Source organism: Pseudarthrobacter sp. GA104, assembly GCF_009741265.1.
GTDB lineage: Bacteria > Actinomycetota > Actinomycetes > Actinomycetales > Micrococcaceae > Arthrobacter.
In genome coordinates this window covers 200,342-216,794 of sequence record NZ_WOWL01000001.1, presented here as the reverse complement: position 1 = coordinate 216,794, position 16,453 = coordinate 200,342, and the positions used below count along the sequence as shown (strand labels likewise).

The 16,453-nt window shown below is 61.8% G+C and carries 14 protein-coding genes; 7 read left to right on the top strand and 7 right to left on the bottom strand.

Annotated features, from left to right (window positions below):
* Nucleotide 1: 1 nt before the first annotated feature.
* Entirely contained in the window at nucleotides 2–1,495 is a 1,494-nt protein-coding gene (locus GK109_RS00950) for a CoA-acylating methylmalonate-semialdehyde dehydrogenase (protein ID WP_157238355.1), read from the top strand.
* A 420-nt stretch (nucleotides 1,496–1,915) separates the two neighbouring features.
* Here GK109_RS00950 and GK109_RS00945 read toward each other — a convergent pair whose 3' ends face one another.
* Nucleotides 1,916–2,944, bottom strand: a complete 1,029-nt coding sequence (locus GK109_RS00945; protein WP_231754778.1) for a DUF4192 domain-containing protein — start codon at nucleotides 2,942–2,944, stop codon at nucleotides 1,916–1,918.
* A 1,399-nt stretch (nucleotides 2,945–4,343) separates the two neighbouring features.
* Between GK109_RS00945 and GK109_RS22005 the strand changes: the two genes are divergently transcribed.
* Both GK109_RS22005 and GK109_RS22000 read left to right on the top strand, forming a co-directional pair.
* Nucleotides 4,344–4,742 carry a GntR family transcriptional regulator gene (locus GK109_RS22005; protein WP_370460760.1) on the top strand — a complete coding sequence of 133 codons (399 nt, stop codon included), beginning with the start codon at nucleotides 4,344–4,346 and terminating at the stop codon, nucleotides 4,740–4,742.
* Nucleotides 4,673–5,044, top strand: a complete 372-nt coding sequence (locus GK109_RS22000; RefSeq protein WP_370460299.1) for a GntR family transcriptional regulator — start codon at nucleotides 4,673–4,675, stop codon at nucleotides 5,042–5,044. Before GK109_RS22005 ends, GK109_RS22000 begins: the two co-directional genes overlap by 70 nt.
* Before the next feature lie 195 nt (nucleotides 5,045–5,239).
* Here GK109_RS22000 and GK109_RS00935 read toward each other — a convergent pair whose 3' ends face one another.
* The 6 genes from GK109_RS00935 to GK109_RS00905 all read right to left on the bottom strand — a co-directional run bounded on the left by GK109_RS00935 (nucleotide 5,240) and on the right by GK109_RS00905 (nucleotide 11,223).
* A complete protein-coding gene (locus GK109_RS00935; protein WP_197432376.1) occupies nucleotides 5,240–5,764 on the bottom strand; it encodes a flavin reductase family protein in 525 nt (174 codons plus the stop codon).
* A gap of 357 nt (nucleotides 5,765–6,121) precedes the next feature.
* Nucleotides 6,122–7,588 carry a 4-hydroxyphenylacetate 3-hydroxylase family protein gene (locus GK109_RS00925; protein ID WP_157238354.1) on the bottom strand — a complete coding sequence of 489 codons (1,467 nt, stop codon included), beginning with the start codon at nucleotides 7,586–7,588 and terminating at the stop codon, nucleotides 6,122–6,124.
* A complete protein-coding gene (locus GK109_RS00920) occupies nucleotides 7,585–8,268 on the bottom strand; it encodes a DUF2848 family protein (RefSeq protein WP_104997789.1) in 684 nt (227 codons plus the stop codon). Before GK109_RS00920 ends, GK109_RS00925 begins: the two co-directional genes overlap by 4 nt.
* A gap of 17 nt (nucleotides 8,269–8,285) precedes the next feature.
* Complete coding sequence (locus GK109_RS00915; protein WP_157238353.1) at nucleotides 8,286–9,080, bottom strand: carbon-nitrogen family hydrolase; 795 nt, start codon at nucleotides 9,078–9,080, stop codon at nucleotides 8,286–8,288.
* A gap of 40 nt (nucleotides 9,081–9,120) precedes the next feature.
* Nucleotides 9,121–9,780, bottom strand: coding sequence for a GntR family transcriptional regulator (locus GK109_RS00910; RefSeq protein ID WP_157238352.1), 660 nt, complete (start codon nucleotides 9,778–9,780; stop codon nucleotides 9,121–9,123).
* A gap of 78 nt (nucleotides 9,781–9,858) precedes the next feature.
* Entirely contained in the window at nucleotides 9,859–11,223 is a 1,365-nt protein-coding gene (locus GK109_RS00905) for an MFS transporter (RefSeq protein ID WP_104997792.1), read from the bottom strand.
* 195 nt (nucleotides 11,224–11,418) lie between these two features.
* Between GK109_RS00905 and GK109_RS00900 the strand changes: the two genes are divergently transcribed.
* The 4 genes from GK109_RS00900 to GK109_RS00885 all read left to right on the top strand — a co-directional run bounded on the left by GK109_RS00900 (nucleotide 11,419) and on the right by GK109_RS00885 (nucleotide 15,681).
* Complete coding sequence (locus GK109_RS00900; protein WP_179015010.1) at nucleotides 11,419–12,891, top strand: APC family permease; 1,473 nt, start codon at nucleotides 11,419–11,421, stop codon at nucleotides 12,889–12,891.
* Nucleotides 12,892–12,914: 23 nt separating this feature from the next.
* Nucleotides 12,915–13,556, top strand: a complete 642-nt coding sequence (locus tag GK109_RS00895; protein ID WP_157238350.1) for a TetR/AcrR family transcriptional regulator — start codon at nucleotides 12,915–12,917, stop codon at nucleotides 13,554–13,556.
* Between the two features lie 49 nt (nucleotides 13,557–13,605).
* Nucleotides 13,606–15,255, top strand: a complete 1,650-nt coding sequence (locus GK109_RS00890) for an amidohydrolase (protein ID WP_157238349.1) — start codon at nucleotides 13,606–13,608, stop codon at nucleotides 15,253–15,255.
* A gap of 195 nt (nucleotides 15,256–15,450) precedes the next feature.
* Nucleotides 15,451–15,681 (top strand): hypothetical protein, encoded by a 231-nt coding sequence (locus GK109_RS00885; protein WP_157238348.1) that lies wholly within the window; start codon nucleotides 15,451–15,453, stop codon nucleotides 15,679–15,681.
* Nucleotides 15,682–16,453 lie beyond the last annotated feature (772 nt).

Sequence of the window (16,453 nt, the reverse complement as noted above, 5' to 3'; positions counted from 1 at the left end):
AATGACCGTTATCAACCACTTCATCAGCGGCTCCGAGGCTGCAGGATCCGGAACCGATACCAAGCCCGTCTACAACCCGGCCACCGGCGCCGTCACCGCAGAGCTGCGGCTGGCCACCAGGGCGGACCTCGACGCGACCGTCGCCGCAGCCAAAGCCGCCGCCGTCACCTGGGGCGACATCTCCCTGGCCAAGCGCACCGCCGTCCTCTTCAAGTTCCGTGAACTCGTGGCGTCCCACGTGGACGAGCTCGCGGCGCTTATCACCGCCGAGCACGGCAAGGTCCTGTCGGACGCAAAGGGCGAGATCGGCCGCGGCCTGGAAGTCATTGAGTTTGCGTGCGGCATCCCGCAACTGCTCAAGGGCGAGTACTCAGACCAGGTCTCCACCGGCATTGACGTGTTCTCCTTCCGCGAGCCGATCGGCGTCGTCGCCGGCATCACCCCGTTCAACTTCCCCGTGATGGTGCCGCTGTGGATGGCCCCGATGGCTATCGCCACCGGCAACGCCTTCATCCTCAAGCCTTCCCACCGGGTCCCGTCCGCAGCCATGTTGCTGGCGGACCTCTTCAAGCAGGCCGGACTGCCCGACGGCGTATTCCAGGTCCTGCACGGCGACCGCGAAGTGGTCTCCGGCCTCCTCACCCACCCGGACGTGGACGGCATCTCCTTCGTGGGCTCAACCCCCGTGGCCAAGCACATCAATGAAGTTGCAACCGCGCACGGCAAGCGCGTCCAGGCCTTGGGCGGGGCCAAGAACCACGCGATCGTTCTGCCCGACGCCGACCTCGAAAACGCTGCTGACCACCTGGCCGCCGCCGCCTTTGGCTCCGCGGGCCAGCGTTGCATGGCCATCTCGGTCGCGGTCGCCGTCGGTGACGCCGCCGACCTGCTGGTGAAGAAGGTCGAGGAGCGCGCCGTGGCCGTTCGGGTCAAGAACGGAACGGAGCCGGATGCCGATATGGGCCCGGTCATCAGCGCCGACTCCAAGAAGTTCATTGTGAAGACCATCAACGAAGCGGAAGCGGCCGGAGCGGCGATGGTGGTGGACGGCCGCGACCTGGTGGTCCCCGGCCATGAGGAAGGCTTCTGGGTTGGTCCCACCGTCATCGACCACGTGAAGACCGAGATGAGCGCCTACACCGAGGAAATCTTCGGACCGGTCCTTGTCATCGTCCGTGTGCAGGACCTGGAGGAGGGCATCAGGCTCATCAACTCCAACCCCTACGGCAACGGCACCGCGATCTTCACCTCCTCCGGCGCGGCGGCCCGGAAGTTCCAGCGTTCCGTTGATGTCGGCATGATCGGCATCAACGTGCCGCTGCCGGTACCAGTTGCCTACTACTCCTTCGGCGGCTGGAAGGCCTCGCTCTTCGGCGACAAGCATATCTACGGTCCCGAAGGCGTCTCCTTCTACACCCGGGGCAAGGTCGTAACCTCGCGCTGGCCCGAAGCAAGCCACGCCTCCGGCGCGTCGTACAACTTCCCGTCCAACTGAACATGTTCCGGTAATCCGTCACCGGGACACGTCCCAAGACCGGCTGCGCGGAGAGATTCGCGCAGCCGGTCCTGTTTGACCGCTAAGACCCACCTTATTGGCAGTTTCGTAGCTGCAGCTTGGCGCACGGCCGTCCTGGGTCTTCGGACGCCGATAACCGGCCTTCCGTCAAGCTGTGCTCAGCAGGTGGAGTTGCTGGCGACACCAGGAGGGCCCAGGTAGCGTGACCGAGCGGCGACAGCGAAGGCGTATCGTCCTGCAGTCTCACCACACGAAGCCGGTGCTCCTCAACCGCAATTGTCCAACAGCCTGTTGGACAATCGGGTGGTCCTTTCGAGTTGACGCGTCGCGGCAAACCTCTCGCGGAACCTAGTCCAAGGCACCCGCGGTCAGAGCTATTGAGTCTCTAATGTTCCGTGGCTAGTCGAAGGGCATGGCTTTGTAGGCGGTGTTTTTGTTCATGTTCCTGCCGGCGACGACGCCTGCGCCGATCATTTGGTCGCTGAGTCGGGCGAGGCGGTAGGCGGGGTCGGTATCGAGGGCGAGTTGGAGGAATTGGTGTGCTTTGCTGCCTCTGCCTTCCCACCAGTTGATATAGCCGATGGCCGTGAGGACCGGTGCTGCATGTTCGGGACTGGTGCAGGTGTAGGCGTGCAGGAGGAGTTGTTGGGCCCACTCGATGCGTGACCATTTCGGCGCCTCGTCGGTTTGGGCGAAGAGGATCTGCTGCATCGGTTCGTCCATGCCGGGGATGTCTGCGATGAGCCGGTCGCGGATGGTTGGGAACTGCAGGTTCGCGACGAGGGCGTGGCAGTCATCGTCACTGGGAAAGGTCTTGGAGTCGAGCATGTTTGACCAGAGTTCCCGGCCTTGCTCTAGTGCAGTGTCTGTCGGTTGGGTTCTGATGGTTTCCATATGGTGTTCGACGGCGGTCGCTTTGGCGGCTTCCTGACCGGTGGTTGGGAGGGTGATGCGGTCGCTGGGTTCAACAAAGCTGCCGCGGTAAATGAATTCAGCGTTGATGGCGCTGGTCAGGGTGGAGCTGACGGGCAGGGCAAGGCTGGTGCCGGGTTCGCCGTCGTAGGGGGAGAAGGTCTCGTCTCCGACGAACAGTCCGTCCCGGATGGTGATGCCCTGTTCCGCGAGCACACCGGTCAGAGCCGCGATGGTGCCGGCATGCGGCCTGGCATCTCCGGGGTGAGCGGTTTCGCTGGTGTAGACGGCGAAGAGGATGGCTGTGGCGGTGGTGTCGCTGGTGAGGTAGTGGGCGACGGTGCGGGCGTAGGGGAGTTCCTGACCAGTCTGTCGGGGCAAGTCGATGCGCAGGGTCGCGCCGATGCTGTTCTCATTCAACGTGATGCAGACCAGGCTTTCCTGGGGCCAGAAGCCCAGGGTGTGCCCGATGAAGCTGAGGACATCTGATGGTGTTGTGATCGTGAGCTTTTCCATGATCCCGGTTTTCCCTTCACGCTTGTGTTGCTGCGTTTTCTGCGGTTGTTGGTGGTGGGGGTCGTTCTGGTAGGGGACCATCCGCTGGGTTGAGGGGCCGGAGTGCAACTTGGGGGACCGGCGCCGGGGACGAAAACTTCGTCCCGGAGCCATCCAGTCCACTTTGGGAAGTTTTCGGTTCCGGGGTCGGCGCGGTAGCGCCCTGGTTGCGCGGAGGACCCGCCCAGCGATCATGGGACATATCAGAATGACAAGCAGCTTTAACACTTCTGCCTGTCCATCGACGCTCAGGCATTGAGCGGCATGACCTCCGAACATAGGGCCGTTCAGAACACTCGCAGCGATTGTGGCCCGGAATGCGGACGGCCACAAAGGTTGAGATGGTGCAGCATTTGGGATCGTAAAAGTCTGTTGAACGGCGGAGCTAAATCTGTCAGGACAAAGAAGAACCGCATCCCTTCGTTGGGGGATGCGGTCGTAGGTTGAACGCTTCGCTGGGGGCGAAATCGGGGTGTGTACATTGTCCACACTTTTGGTCTCGGATCGGGTAATACTGTCCTCGTACTGCTTCGGATTCCGCATGTTCTCGCGGGTTCCCAGTGTTTTCAAGGGCGGGAATGTAGTTCGAGTCCCACCTCGGGCACGCATTACCCCTCGTCAGAGGGGTTTTTGCTTTAACGTGTTGACATGGCTTGTGGTGGCGTCCCTCTGACGCTAGATGCGCGGGCTGTGGCCTGGCTGCCGCGGAGCCTATTCAGGTGTGTGGGGTGGCGGGCTCAAGTCCATGGCTGGTGGGCCTTCCGCCTGCTGTCGTGGGGTTGCGTGCTTCCTCGTTCCGGTACTGTTCGGTGGGCCCGGGGTGGCCTACACCTATTCATGTGCCGGGGGAGCGGTGACTACATGACTGCGGGATTGCTGCCCGCGAGATATAAAAGCTGTATTGGGACGCCTTGCGAGAGCCCGGCGCCGGTGTTTGTCCTGCCAAAGTGGGTGTGGACAGTGTCCATACCTATATTTGCTTTTCTGCAATTGCCGGAACCGTGTTCGAGCAGCTGCTCCCAGATTTTGCGGTCCTCCGCGCTGAGCTGAGTCGAGGAGCAGATGTAACCGTACAGTGTCGTAAAGCTGTACATGGACATGCCAGCTGGATCGCTCGGCCCTCCGTTTGGAGAGCGGCGGAAGGCAAAGGGTTGCACGCAGCAGTTGGCTGAGGCCACTGGCCGGTCCTGGAAGTTCATAGGTGCAACACGTTCCCAGCAAAGGGATCGACTCAGGCTGAGTTGTACTTCAAAGTCATCGGGCGTACTTGAGCAAGGTTTGCTCCAGGGCCCGGCATCTCAGCCTGACGTACCTAGCGCCGGAAGCTGTCGAAGCTAGGCGCAAAGAACGCCACGGACGGGTGAGAAGCTGTAGGTCGAAGACAACTCGTATACTGGCTATCTGCAAGGAAAGGCGTGATGTGTCCCAGTTGACTCCCTCCAGCCAGTCGGCGCCAGAGACTGCCTATAACTGGTTAAGAAGCTACATAGCATCGCTGCCGCGGGATGCGGAGACGTTCCTCAATGAAGCTGTCTTAACTAAAGAAACGGGAACATCGCGCACTCCAGTCCGTGAAGCGCTCCTTCGGCTTGAGGCAGAGGGATTTATCAAGAGGGTGCCTCATAAGGGAGCCTACGTCCCCCGATATCTGACGCAGACGTCCGAGCGATCCTGCAGGCACGTTCGGTCGTGGAGAAGTGGGCCGTGTCGGGCTTGGACGACATGGTCGAAGGTCAGATCGATGCGTTGCAGGGCCTGATTGATCAGCAACGGGAGGCTCAGGGTGATCCTGCCCGTTTCATTGAGCTTGATACAGAGTTCCACACCCTAATGGTGAGGGCAGCAGGTAATCCGATCCTCGCAGATTTCTATTCTTCCCTTCGGCAACGCCAGCTTCGGATAGGGGTACTGGCCGTCACAAAGGGACGCGGCCGGGCAGATCAGGTGCTGGGCGAACATCAGTCGATCGTTGATGCCCTTCGGGCACGCAACATTGAGTCGACGCATCAGGCGATTGATTCCCATTTGAAGTCGACTCGAGCAGCCATTGTTGGCTACTAACTCTTCATAGGGGAGCGGATCGGGCTGCACGGCTAAATGGCGATCACAATCGGCGATCATCGTGCCCGGAGTACGCGTCACGTTTGGTCCGGCGCGTTCCCGGCTGGTGCCAAGTTCGCCCAGAGGTTAGGTGCAAAAGGCCTCCCCTGCCCTTGGTGGGTCAGGGGAGGCTTTTGGGTTGCGAGGGATGCCAGGTTAGAACGTCCAGGGCATGGCGTCGTGGTTGAAGTCGTGGAAGGAGCCGAATTTTCCTGCGTTGAAGGCCAGGCCGTCGCCATCCCGATCACGGCATGATGTGACCTGTCCGAAGAACACCTGATGGTCGCCTATGTCGTACTGGTGGACCACGGTGCACTCTGCTTGGGACAGGGCGCCTCTGACTACGGACAGGCCGCCTCCGGTGGTGTCGAAGTCGCCGGCGTCGAAGCGGGCTCCGCCGCGTTGGGCGAATTGCCGGGCCACGGCTTCCTGTTTGGCTCCGAGGATGGAGATCGCGAACTTTCCGCTTGCGAGGAGGGCGTCTCCGGTGCGGGTGTTGAAGTTCAGGGAGATCATCAGGATGGGTGGGTCCAGGCTGATGGACGTCAACGAGTTGATGGTCATGCCGTACTGTTCACCGGCGTTCTCCGTGATGACCACGGCGACACCTGTGAGGAACCTGCCCATGGTGCGGCGCATTGCCAGCCCGTCGGGGACTGCGAAGGCTGTTGGAGCGCCCATCAGTTGTTTCCGTTCTGGTAGTAGCGCACCTCAAACATTTTCGCGCCGTTCTCCGAGATCCAGGGACCGTGTTCCATTCCCGGGGACGGGTTGCCCAGTCACCTGCCTTGAAGGTTTTCCCAAGGCGCTGGTCAACAAAGGAGCCCTCGAAGATGAAGACCTCTTCCCAGAAGTCGTGGGTCAGCACACCGTTGGGGGAGGTGTCTGTTCCGGGCTCGAATTTGAGGATCCGGGTAACACTGTCGTTTTCGGTGTTCCTGGCCAGGATGGCTTCGGAGAGCCCTTCAATGGGTGGGTTGCAGGGGGTGAATTCGACGGACGAGGTGGGCGTGAATTCAACTTCAGGTTTTGGCATGGCTAGTTTTCCTCCTTGCGGCCGTCAACGCCGTAGCCTGCCAGGAACTCGTTGAGTTCGGCGACCTGCGCTTCGTAGCCATAGTTGCGGTAGGTGTAGACGCCCTTGACGACGAACGGTGCGCCGGCGTAGAAGAGCTCGTACTGCTGGTGTCGGCCGGCGAATTCCGAGCCGATGATGTCCCAGGCGAGGCGGAAGAGTTTGATACGCTCTTCGCTGGGCACGCCAGGGGAGGCGATGTAGCGTTCGATGTCCGGTGCGGTGACTGGGCTCTTCATGTCCACGACGCCTGAGGGCAGCTGCAGGACGCCGCCGCCCACGAGGTCCCGCAGGATCGCGATGACGCGGGGGTAGGTCTCTGACTGAAGGCCCATGGCGCCGTAGAGAGAGCGTTTGCCGGGTACCAGCATGCCGGAAGAGTCTGCTTCGGCGGTGTATTCGGCAGCGATCAGTGCGGACTCCACGGATGAGACGACGGCTGCGAGTTCGCCGAGCTTTTCCTGAACGCCGGGAATCTTGTCGGTGCCGTTCACCTGGGTGACCTTGCGTGCGACGGCGGCGATGAACTGCAGTTTTGTGGTGAAGCGGGTCTGTGCCTGCCAGTTGCCTAGGGCGTGTGCGCCGGTTTCGAAGAACTGCCGGCGCAGGGTGTCGATGTTGCGGTTGATGAAGACCCGGTCCCAGGGGACGAGGACGTCTTCGAAGACCACGAGGGCGTCCGGCTCGTCGTAGTGGCTGGTCAGCGGGTAGTCGAATTCGCTGGTCGCGGCCGGTGCGAAGGGACGGCGGCAGAGGAACTTGAGGCCCTCGGTGGCCGCGGGCAGCGCGAAGCTGATGGCGAAGTCAACGTCGTCCGGGCCGAGGGGTTTGATGCAGGTGACGAAAACTTCGTCAGCGATGGCGCCGCCGGTGGCGAGCATTTGTGAGCCGCGGACGATCAGGCCCTCGTCGGTTTCCTTGACGACGCCGACCTGTAGGAAGTCGCCTTCCCATCCGGATGCTGTTGTGGCGCGGGAGACCTGCGGGGGGATGATGGCGTAGGAAACGTACAGGTTCTCGGCGAGAATGCGCTTGTAGTAGCGGGTGATGTTTCCTGCGTAGTCGTGTTCGGTGTCTTCAAAGACTTCAGGGTGGGCGCCGAAGGCGGCGAAGAAGGTGCCGACGTGGTCGGGGCTGCGTCCGACCCATCCGTGGGTGTGCTTGGCCCAGCGTTCGACCGCCTGGCGGCGCAGCTTCAGCTCCTCCGGGGTGCGGGGAATGCTGAAGACGCGGTTCGCGGGGCCGTCGATTTCTTCGCTGTGGTACTGCATCCCGTTCGCCGGCTCCGCGGCGATGTCGAAGAGTTCGGCGATGGTGCCAATGACGTTGCGGAAGGCAGGGTGTTCGGCGACGTTCTCAACGGCTTCCCCGTCGATCAGGACGGTGCGTCCGTCGTTGAGCGTCTTAATGTATTCGTCTCCGGTCCTCATGACTGGTGTCCTTTCGTGATGATGTAGGTGTGGTCGATGGTGGTGCCGTCCGGGAAGGTGAGTTCGATCTTCCACTCGCGGCCGTAGATGAAGTCGCCGCCGATGACGGGCAGGGTCCCGCCGAGGCAGACGAAGTCGCGGTCCCCGATGGGGTTGCGCTCAAGGAGCAGTTCGACGACGTTGCCCGGTGTCCGCAAGCCGTCGAGGGTTCCGTCCTGGTAGAGCCGGCCGTCAACCCAGCTGCGTGCCCGGCAGTCGTCCAGTGACAGGGCATGCAGGTCGGGGACAGGAATGACGGTGCCGGCTACCGGTTTGGGGCAGGCCCGTTTTGAATCGCCGATGTCCACTGTTTCCAAGTGGCGGTCGGTGTGGTCTGAAGCGATGCCGAAGTAGTAGCGGCCATCGTGCCTGATGTAGAGAGGTTCGATTTCACCGGAGGTCTGTTCTCCGGTGACGCCGAGTTCGGGGGACGAGGTGACGGATTCGCTGTCCACCCGGTAGAACATCGGCACGGATGGCGGCGGTGCGACACCGATGGCGGCGAGTTCATCGATGTGGTGCTGGACTGCGGCGGCGTCGCGGCCTGTGTATCCGGCCACAACAGCATAATAATCGGTGAGTTCGATCGTTGTATCTGTGCCGGCAACGGCAAAGGTAAGCGTTTCGGTACTGGTTTTCATAGGGTCTGCTTTCGTGGTCATCGGGTCAGGGCTGAGTAGTCGGTGAGTCGGTCAGCGATCACCGGGAATTCGCGGCGTGTAGTGTGCACCAGGTCCGGGTCGATGGTGGTGCGGAGGACTTCCTCACCGTCTCCTGCTTCGGCGAGGAGGCGGCCACCCGGGTCGACGATGCGGCTGGTGCCGCCGAGTTCGACGCCTTCCTGCCTACCGGCGGCGTTGCAGGCGAGGACGTAGACCTGGTGCTCGACCGCGCGTGCGGAGGTGAGCAGCCGCCAATGCTCCCGGCGGGCGGCGGGCCAGGCAGCGGGAACCACGACGATTTCCGCTCCACGCACGCTGAGTTCGGACCACAGGCCGGGGAAGCGGAGGTCATAGCAGGTGGTGCCTGCCATTTTCCCGTAAGGGGTGTCTGCCACCTGAAGGGAGTCACCCCGGGTAAGCAGGTCGGCTTCAAGGGATTTGTACCCAAAGACGTGCAGCTTCGAGTATTGGTGGGCGATATTTCCCCGGGGGTCCACCAGGACAGAAGTGTTGCGCAGGGCCCCTCCGGCGACGCGTTCGACGATGCTGCCGACATGTACATAGGTTCCGAGGTTCTTCGCCACGGACGCGCACATGCGAACCGTTGGTCCGTTCAGCGTTTCGGACAGTTCGGGGTACTGGCCGAAATGGAAGTAGCCTGCGCTCCACAGTTCGGGCAGGACGATGAGGTCTGCGCCCTCCTGCTCCCGCAAAAGCTTCTCGGTGCGTTCGATGCGTTGGGTCTGGCTCTCATCGTCCGGGCTGGACAACTGGACGAGGGCGATGTCCATTGGTGCTCCTTCATAAGTGGGGGCGGCAACCCCGTCGGTCTTAGCCGCGGTTTGAGTGGGCAGGGATGGCTTTGAGGACGGTGAGTGTTGATTCGAGATGGTTCAGGACGGCAGCGGCCGCCGTTGGTGCATCCCTTTGCCGGATTGCTTCGACGATTGCCCGGTGTTCGTCCACGACGTGGTCACCGCGAAATTGGCTGTCCTGGACGGCCTTGACGCCCATGCGTTGCTGTTTGATGCGCTGGGAGTCGTAGACCTCTTCCAATGCCCGGTTGGCTGCGGCATGCACGATGTGCTTGTGGAAGCTGATGTCGAAGTCGATGAACGCGACCGGGTCGGTGAGGCTGTCCTGTTGGTCCTGGAGGAGCCGGTCAAGTTCGCTCCCCAGGCGGCCGGTAGAGCTGACTTTCCTAACGGCCCACTCTTCGATGACCCGCCGGACTTCCATCATGTTCTCGATGTCCTGTGCCGTCAGCGCGGGCACGTAGGCGCCCTTGTGTGGGACCCGCCGGACCAGACCTGCGGTCTCAAGACGGAGGAGCGCGTCCCGGACAGGGGTGCGGGACACTCCGGCGGCCTCGGCAATCGCGTTTTCGGTGAGGAAGGCTTCTTGGTCCCATGGCAGCAGTGAGATCTCCCGGCGCAGCCACAGATAGGCCGTTTCCGGTGCCGTCGGCGCGGGGTTCTCGAAAATAGTCATGGGTCCGTTCTGTCCTTCCGGGTGAGGTGTGCGCTGTCCGTGGCGGCCGTGTTCCCGCTGCCACGGACAGCGGTCACGTCAGAGCTGCTGCGCCGCTACGGGCGTGGGCTTCTCGTCGAGGTCGCTGAGCTTCATGTCCTTTGTTTCCTTTGCGAAGGACACGGCGACGATGGAGATGACGCCCATGAGGACGAGGTAGAGGGCAATGGCCTGGCCCGAACCGAAAGCCTGGTACAGGGCCAGGGCGATGATGGGGGAAAGTGAGCCGGCGATCAGGGACGCGACGTTGTAGGCCACCGATGTTCCGCTGTAGCGCACCTTGGTGGGAAACAGTTCGGAGAAGAACGCGCCGATCACGGAGCTGTAGGCGGCGAAAATCAGCAGGCCGCCAACAGCGGCGAGGATGATCATGCCCGGTTGCCGGGTGTCCAGGAGGGCGAAGAAGGCAAACCCCCACACCACCGTGGCGACGGAGGCTCCGATCATCATCGGTTTGCGGCCAATCCGGTCGGCAAAGATCGCCAGTACGGGGATGGCAACGACAGCTACGCCCTGGCCGACCATGACGGCGTTCAGGCCAGTCTGGCGATCCATCTTCAGGATCTCGGTGACGTAGGTGATGAGGAACAGGGAGTAGATGTAGAAGCCGGCGTTCTCGCCCATCCGGCTGCCTGCTGCGATCAGGATTTCTTTCCAGTTGCCTCGGAACAGTTCGGCCAGGGGCAGCTTTGCCTGCTTGGCATGCTCGGCATCGGCCTTGGCCTGTGAGGCCAGGAACAGCGGTGTTTCCTGCACGTAGAGACGCAGGACCAAACCGATAATGACCAGCAACGCGGAAAGGCCGAAGGCGATCCGCCAACCCCAGGCAAGGAATTGGTCCTGGGGCATCACAGCGGACAGCACGGCAAGGACACCGGCGGCCATGAGGTTGCCCAGGGGCGGACCAACGTTCGGCCACGAGGCCCAGAATGCCCGCTTGGTGCTGTTGTCGCTGTATTCGGAGACCAGCAGGACGGCCCCACCCCATTCGCCGCCGAGGGCAAAGCCCTGGACCAGCCGTAGGAACAACAGGATCAGCGGGGCGATGATTCCGATTGACGCGTAAGGGGGGATCAAAGCGATGAGGGCGGTAGCCACGCCCATCAGGAGCAGGCTAGCCACAAGCGTTGACTTACGGCCGTGTTTGTCGCCGAGATGGCCAAGAACAATCGCGCCCAGCGGACGGGCGACGAATCCCGCGGCGAAGGTTCCCAGGGCCAGCATGGTGCCGACCATGGGGTCTGCACTGGGGAAGAACAGTTTGTTGAAGACGAGGGCTGCTGCCGTGCCGTACAGGAAGAAGTCATACCATTCGACGGCGGTGCCGGCGAGGCTGGATGCAGCAACTGCGGGAAGGGAGGTGTGCTTACGCACGCCCCGCTCCTTGTGGGACACATTGCTCATGAAAATCCTTGTTGGGGTTTAGGGACGGTGCCTTCTGCGCACCGTTGCGAAGAAGGAAGGCGCCGGGATGGCGCCGGCTCGGTGATCTAATTCACGTCGATGCCCTGCCTCGACTGTAGATCACTCGTATACAACTTGTCCACTAAAAAAATACGACCCTTGACGCAACCTGCGATCCACGTCAATAATAAGCGAATGACTTTCACTAATGAAGCGGCGGCGATGGTGCCGCCCGCAGGGGCCGATCCTAGGACCGAGCTGAAAAAGGATGCCATCGGCACCCGGGACATCGTCTTTATGCTGGTCTCAGCCGCCGCCCCGTTGACCATCGTTGTCGGGATCGCGCCGCTGGCCCTGGCCGTGGGCGGCGTTGGTGCCCCGGTCATTTACATTGCCGGCGCCCTGGGTCTTGCTCTTTTCGCCGTCGGTTTCATGGCCCTTACCCGCCACATCCAGTCCTACAGCGGCTTTTACGGCTACGTCGCCAAGTCTCTTGGCCGGGTTGTTGGGCTCGGTTCCGGGCTTACCGCATGGATGAGCTACAACGGCATTCAGATAGGTCTGTACGGCCTCCTTGGCATCCAGGCCGACCTCGCTGTCAGGTCGTTGACAGAGGTGGAACTGCCCTGGTGGCTTTACGCACTGGTGGCGATCGGTGCAGTTTGGTACCTGGGCTGGCGGGGGATCGACGTCGGCGCCAAGGTGTTGGCCGTCCTTCTCACCTTGGAAACGGCAATCGTCGCCGTCGTGGCAGCAGCAGTGCTCCTCCAGGGCGGTGCCGAGGGGATCGGATTTGATTCCTTTAGCCCTGACGCGATCTTCACCCCGCAGTTTGCTGCTGTGATCGCCCTGGGCTTCTCGGCATTCATGGGATTTGAATCCGGAGCACTTTACCGTGAGGAAGCACGGGACCCGGACAAGAGCGTTCCCCGGGCGACCTACATCTCCATCGCCTTCATTGGCGCCTTCTACGCCTTTGCAGTCTGGGTTATTGTTCAGGCCTTCGGCCCCGTAGTGGTGCAGGCATTCGCTGCCGGACACCTGGACACGGGAGATACCGCATACATCATGGCCGGAACCTTCGCCGGGGATTGGTGCGTGAACCTGATGAGCGTGCTCATCGTTACCAGCATCTTTGCCTCCCAGCTCGCCTTCCACAACACCATCAACCGCTACACGCTCTCGCTGAGCCGCGAAGGCATCTTTCCGAAGCATTCCGGCCGGATCAGCCCCCGGCACGGCACGCCGTCAGTGGCGGGCATAGAACAAACCCTGCTTTCCGTGGCCTTGGTCGTTGGCGCCGCCTTGCTGCAACTGGACCCCTTCACGCAGTTCCTTATCTGGGCAAACAGTCCGGGCGTGATCGGCATTCTGCTGCTGCAGGCCTTCACGGGAGTCGGCGTCGTGGTCTTTTTCGTCCGGCACAGGGAGCACCGGCTCAAGTGGTATGTAATACCCTCGGCTGTCGCCTCGACCTTGATTATGTGCGTTGTGACGTACCTGATGGTGGACAACGTCGGGCTGCTCACTGGACTGCCCGACAATGACCCCGTCAACACCGCCCTCTTGCTCATCGCACCGGTGGTCTTCGGCGCGGGCGCCCTCCTTGCCGTGATCCTGCGACGGGTGAACCCCGCTGCGTACCAACGCATCGGCCATGCGGTCTAACACTTTGAGATTAGCCTTGGAAGATGCAGACGCCCGAAAAGACCAGCCGGATTGGCCGGCCGCGAACCCCGCGGCTCTCCCGCAAACAAATCGGCCGGGAAGCGCTGGCGATGTTCGAGGAGGAATCAGGACTGTCGATTCCACGCCTCGCCGAGCGCCTCGGCGTACGACAGTCGTCCTTCTACAAGCACGTCACAGGCCGGGACGACATCATCGAACTCGCCCGCGGGTCCCTGGCCGATCGGGTCCATGTTCCCGACCTGACTGCTGCAAACCTCGAAGTCCTTATTCGCCAGATCTTCCATGCGCTCCGAACCGCCTACAGCCTCGCGCCGGCCCTCCTGCCGCTGCTGCTCGCCCAACCGGTCTCGCATCCGGCAGCGTTGGCCCTATACGACAAGTTCGCAGAAGCCTTCCTGCGCGTCGGAGTACCGGATCATCTCATCATTCCGACCCTGGAAACCCTCGACAGCGCCGCCATTGGCGCCAGCCTCGACGCCATCACAATGGAATCCGCCTGGGATATTCCCGAGCCCCACCGGGCGGACTTCCCCCACCTCTCCGCGGCCCAGCAGGCTGTGACAACCAGCCACATGGACCGCTTCGCCTTCTTGGCCGACGTGTTGTCGGTAGGTCTTAAGGCAGCCATCAGCGGCGGCACCTGACATAGTCCCGGGTGCCGGCCGTGGTTCCGCAACATTACAGGAGTACAGCTTGAGCACGCCCGCAACCACCGACATCCTCATCCTTTCCTCCAGCATCCTTCACGGTGAACACCTTGAAGAAACTGCCGGCTTCATCGCCATCAACGACGGCCACATCGTCGCCATAGGCCCAACGGAGGAAGCAGAACAATGGACCCCAGGCGCTGCCCGCGTCATTGACGTTGGGGACGCCACGGTGACCCCCGGGCTGATTGACGCGCACATCCACCCGATACTTGGAATCAGCATCGCCCGCGGCCTGGACCTGAACGGCATAACAGAGTTCAGCGAGGTACGGCTGGCACTTGCCGAATATGCCGCCCAAACACCCCACCGGATCGGCAGGGACTGGCTCTTCGCCTGGGGCCTTGACCCGGTGATCTTCGGCGAAGCGGAGTTCAGCAACGACATCTTCGAAGGCATCCTGGATGGAGAACTCGTCTACATCACCCTTTTTGACGGCCACGCCGCCCTGGTCTCCGACGCCGGCCTCAGCCTCGCAGGGGTAACAGGCCGGGAAAAGCTGGACAGCTCAGGATTCGTTGGCACGACCGCCGACGGTAAACCCAACGGTATGCTGTACGAGATGGCCGCCATGGAACTGGTGCAACCCAAGCTCCCGCCACTGTCATTCGACGAAAGAGTAAACGAACTCGACCGGCTGCTGCGCTCGATGGCCGAAGCCGGGCTGGTGGGCGGCCAGATGCTTGACTTCGGCCAGGCCGACTCCCTGGAGGTCTTGGAAGCTCTCGAGGAACGGGGCGACCTGTCCATTCGTCTACGCATTTCCCCGTGGGTCATGCCCGGCGTATCGCAGGAGGATCTGGACAGACTCCTGGCCATGCAGGGCCGCCATGGGCGCCGCTGGCACGTCCGCGGAATAAAACTCATGATGGACGGCACCATCGACAACGGAACCGCATGGCTTTTGGCCCCTGATACGCACGGCGAATCAGTGGACCCGCTGTGGCCCGAGCCTGAAGGGCTCTCGGCTGCCATGAGATTCTTTCACGACAACAGCGTTCCAACCGCCACCCACGCCATCGGAGACAGGGCCGTCTCCCACGTCGCCCGGACCGTCGCCTCACTTCCCCCGAACGGGACAATCCACCGGATTGAACACATCGAATCCATTCCCGACGAGGTGCTGAACCAGGTCGTCGAGTCCGGCGCCACAACAAGTCTGCAGCCGACACACTGCACCTTGTACAGCCGCGCCGACCACACCGACAACTGGTCACGCCGCCTGGGGACCGAACGCGCCAACCACGCCTGGCGCACACGTGATCTGCGCGAGGCCGGAGCCGTCGTCGCTCTCGGGTCCGACTGGCCTATTGCCCCCTTCGACCCGCGCGGCGTCATCGCTGCAGCACAAACCCGCAGACCGGCAGGCAGGCCCGACATCACTCCGGTACAGCCCCAACAGGCGTTGTCCGCCCGCGCCGCACTGGAAGGGTACACCAGCCAGTACTGGCAATCCGTGGGAGAAGAAGGCGGCATCCTGCGCCCGGGAGGCAGGGCTGACCTGACGGTTTTCGCCCAGAATCCACTAAATGCCACTCCTGATGAATTTGCAGCGGCCCCGGTCATCCTCACGATGGTCGACGGCGACGTGGTTGCAGACAAAACGGCACGAATAGACGCCCCAACGCTGACCTAACCCCGGGCCTTGCCTTCAACGTCAGGCTGGCTGAGGAGTCGATCCGCGAAACAAGCCGGCCAACACAAATAGGGCAACTCAGGCCTGCGCCATATAGACAAGTCGTATACAAGTTGCCTACAATTAGGGTGTGACTTCGAGCACCGCAAAAGTGCCTAAGACGCAGCCCCAGTAATTCACATAGAGGTGATTTTCATGGCCATGTTTCAGCGGTCCGAAACCACGCTTGAAGTCGACGGCGACGATGCCCTCGTGATCCAGGCAGAGCTCGATGCAGCGGTTGCACTTGCTTCGTCCGCATGCCGCAGCCGCAGAGGCGGCGTGCTTGTAACCCAGCACGACTACTGGTCTTTCACTGTTTCCGTGTCTCCGGACGTTCCGGCTGGACACCTGGTCAGGCGGCAGGCGTGGCGCGTCACATGCTAACCGACAACGCGCCCGCTCTGCTGGCATCGTCCAAAGGGCCGGGAAGCTCCGAAGCATTCGTGGCGGATCCCTGGCTGATGTACCGCGGGGAAGAAGAACACTCTGCCCAGGCGGAAGTGGGCGGCTGGTTGCCGGCCCCAGCCTCGGTCCGAACCTGACGGAAAGAATGTCAATGGAACACCTAGACGCAGGAAACAGCAGTGCCACCGCAGCACTCATTGCAACCACGGACTGTGAAGACGCATGCCACTACTGTGAAGGCCCCGAAACAGATTGAGCACTTTCGAATTCGTTAGACCGAAATGCGCCCGTGTGCGGTAGGCCCTCTGCGGCTGGGTTTCATTGCCGTAAAAGCAGGCGCACTTTATAAGCGTTAGCCGGGGTGAGACCCGGGTTCACTTCGTTACCTCCAAGGCGACTACCAAGGAAAAAGAAATGCGACTCGTCCAAGCCAGCACGCCAATGAGCACTTTTCCGGAGGTTCTTCGCTCCTCGGCAAAAAGGTCGAAATCCAGCATCGAGGCAAAGTGCTGCGGGTCGGCTACGTGGAATCAGCGACCCCTTCCGGGGAGGTCGTCTGGCTGGAAGCTTCCGGTATCAAGCAGCGAGCCATGTATGGCCCGGCCTTCGGCCGCAAGGTTATCCCTTTGCCGCATTAGCAACCTCAGGGGCCGGTGCCAAATGGCCTTTGACTTCCGATTGCTGGGCTGACGAATGACCAAGCGGGCCTGGCACCCCCAAAAAACGAGTGTGGACAGCGTCCACACATTGC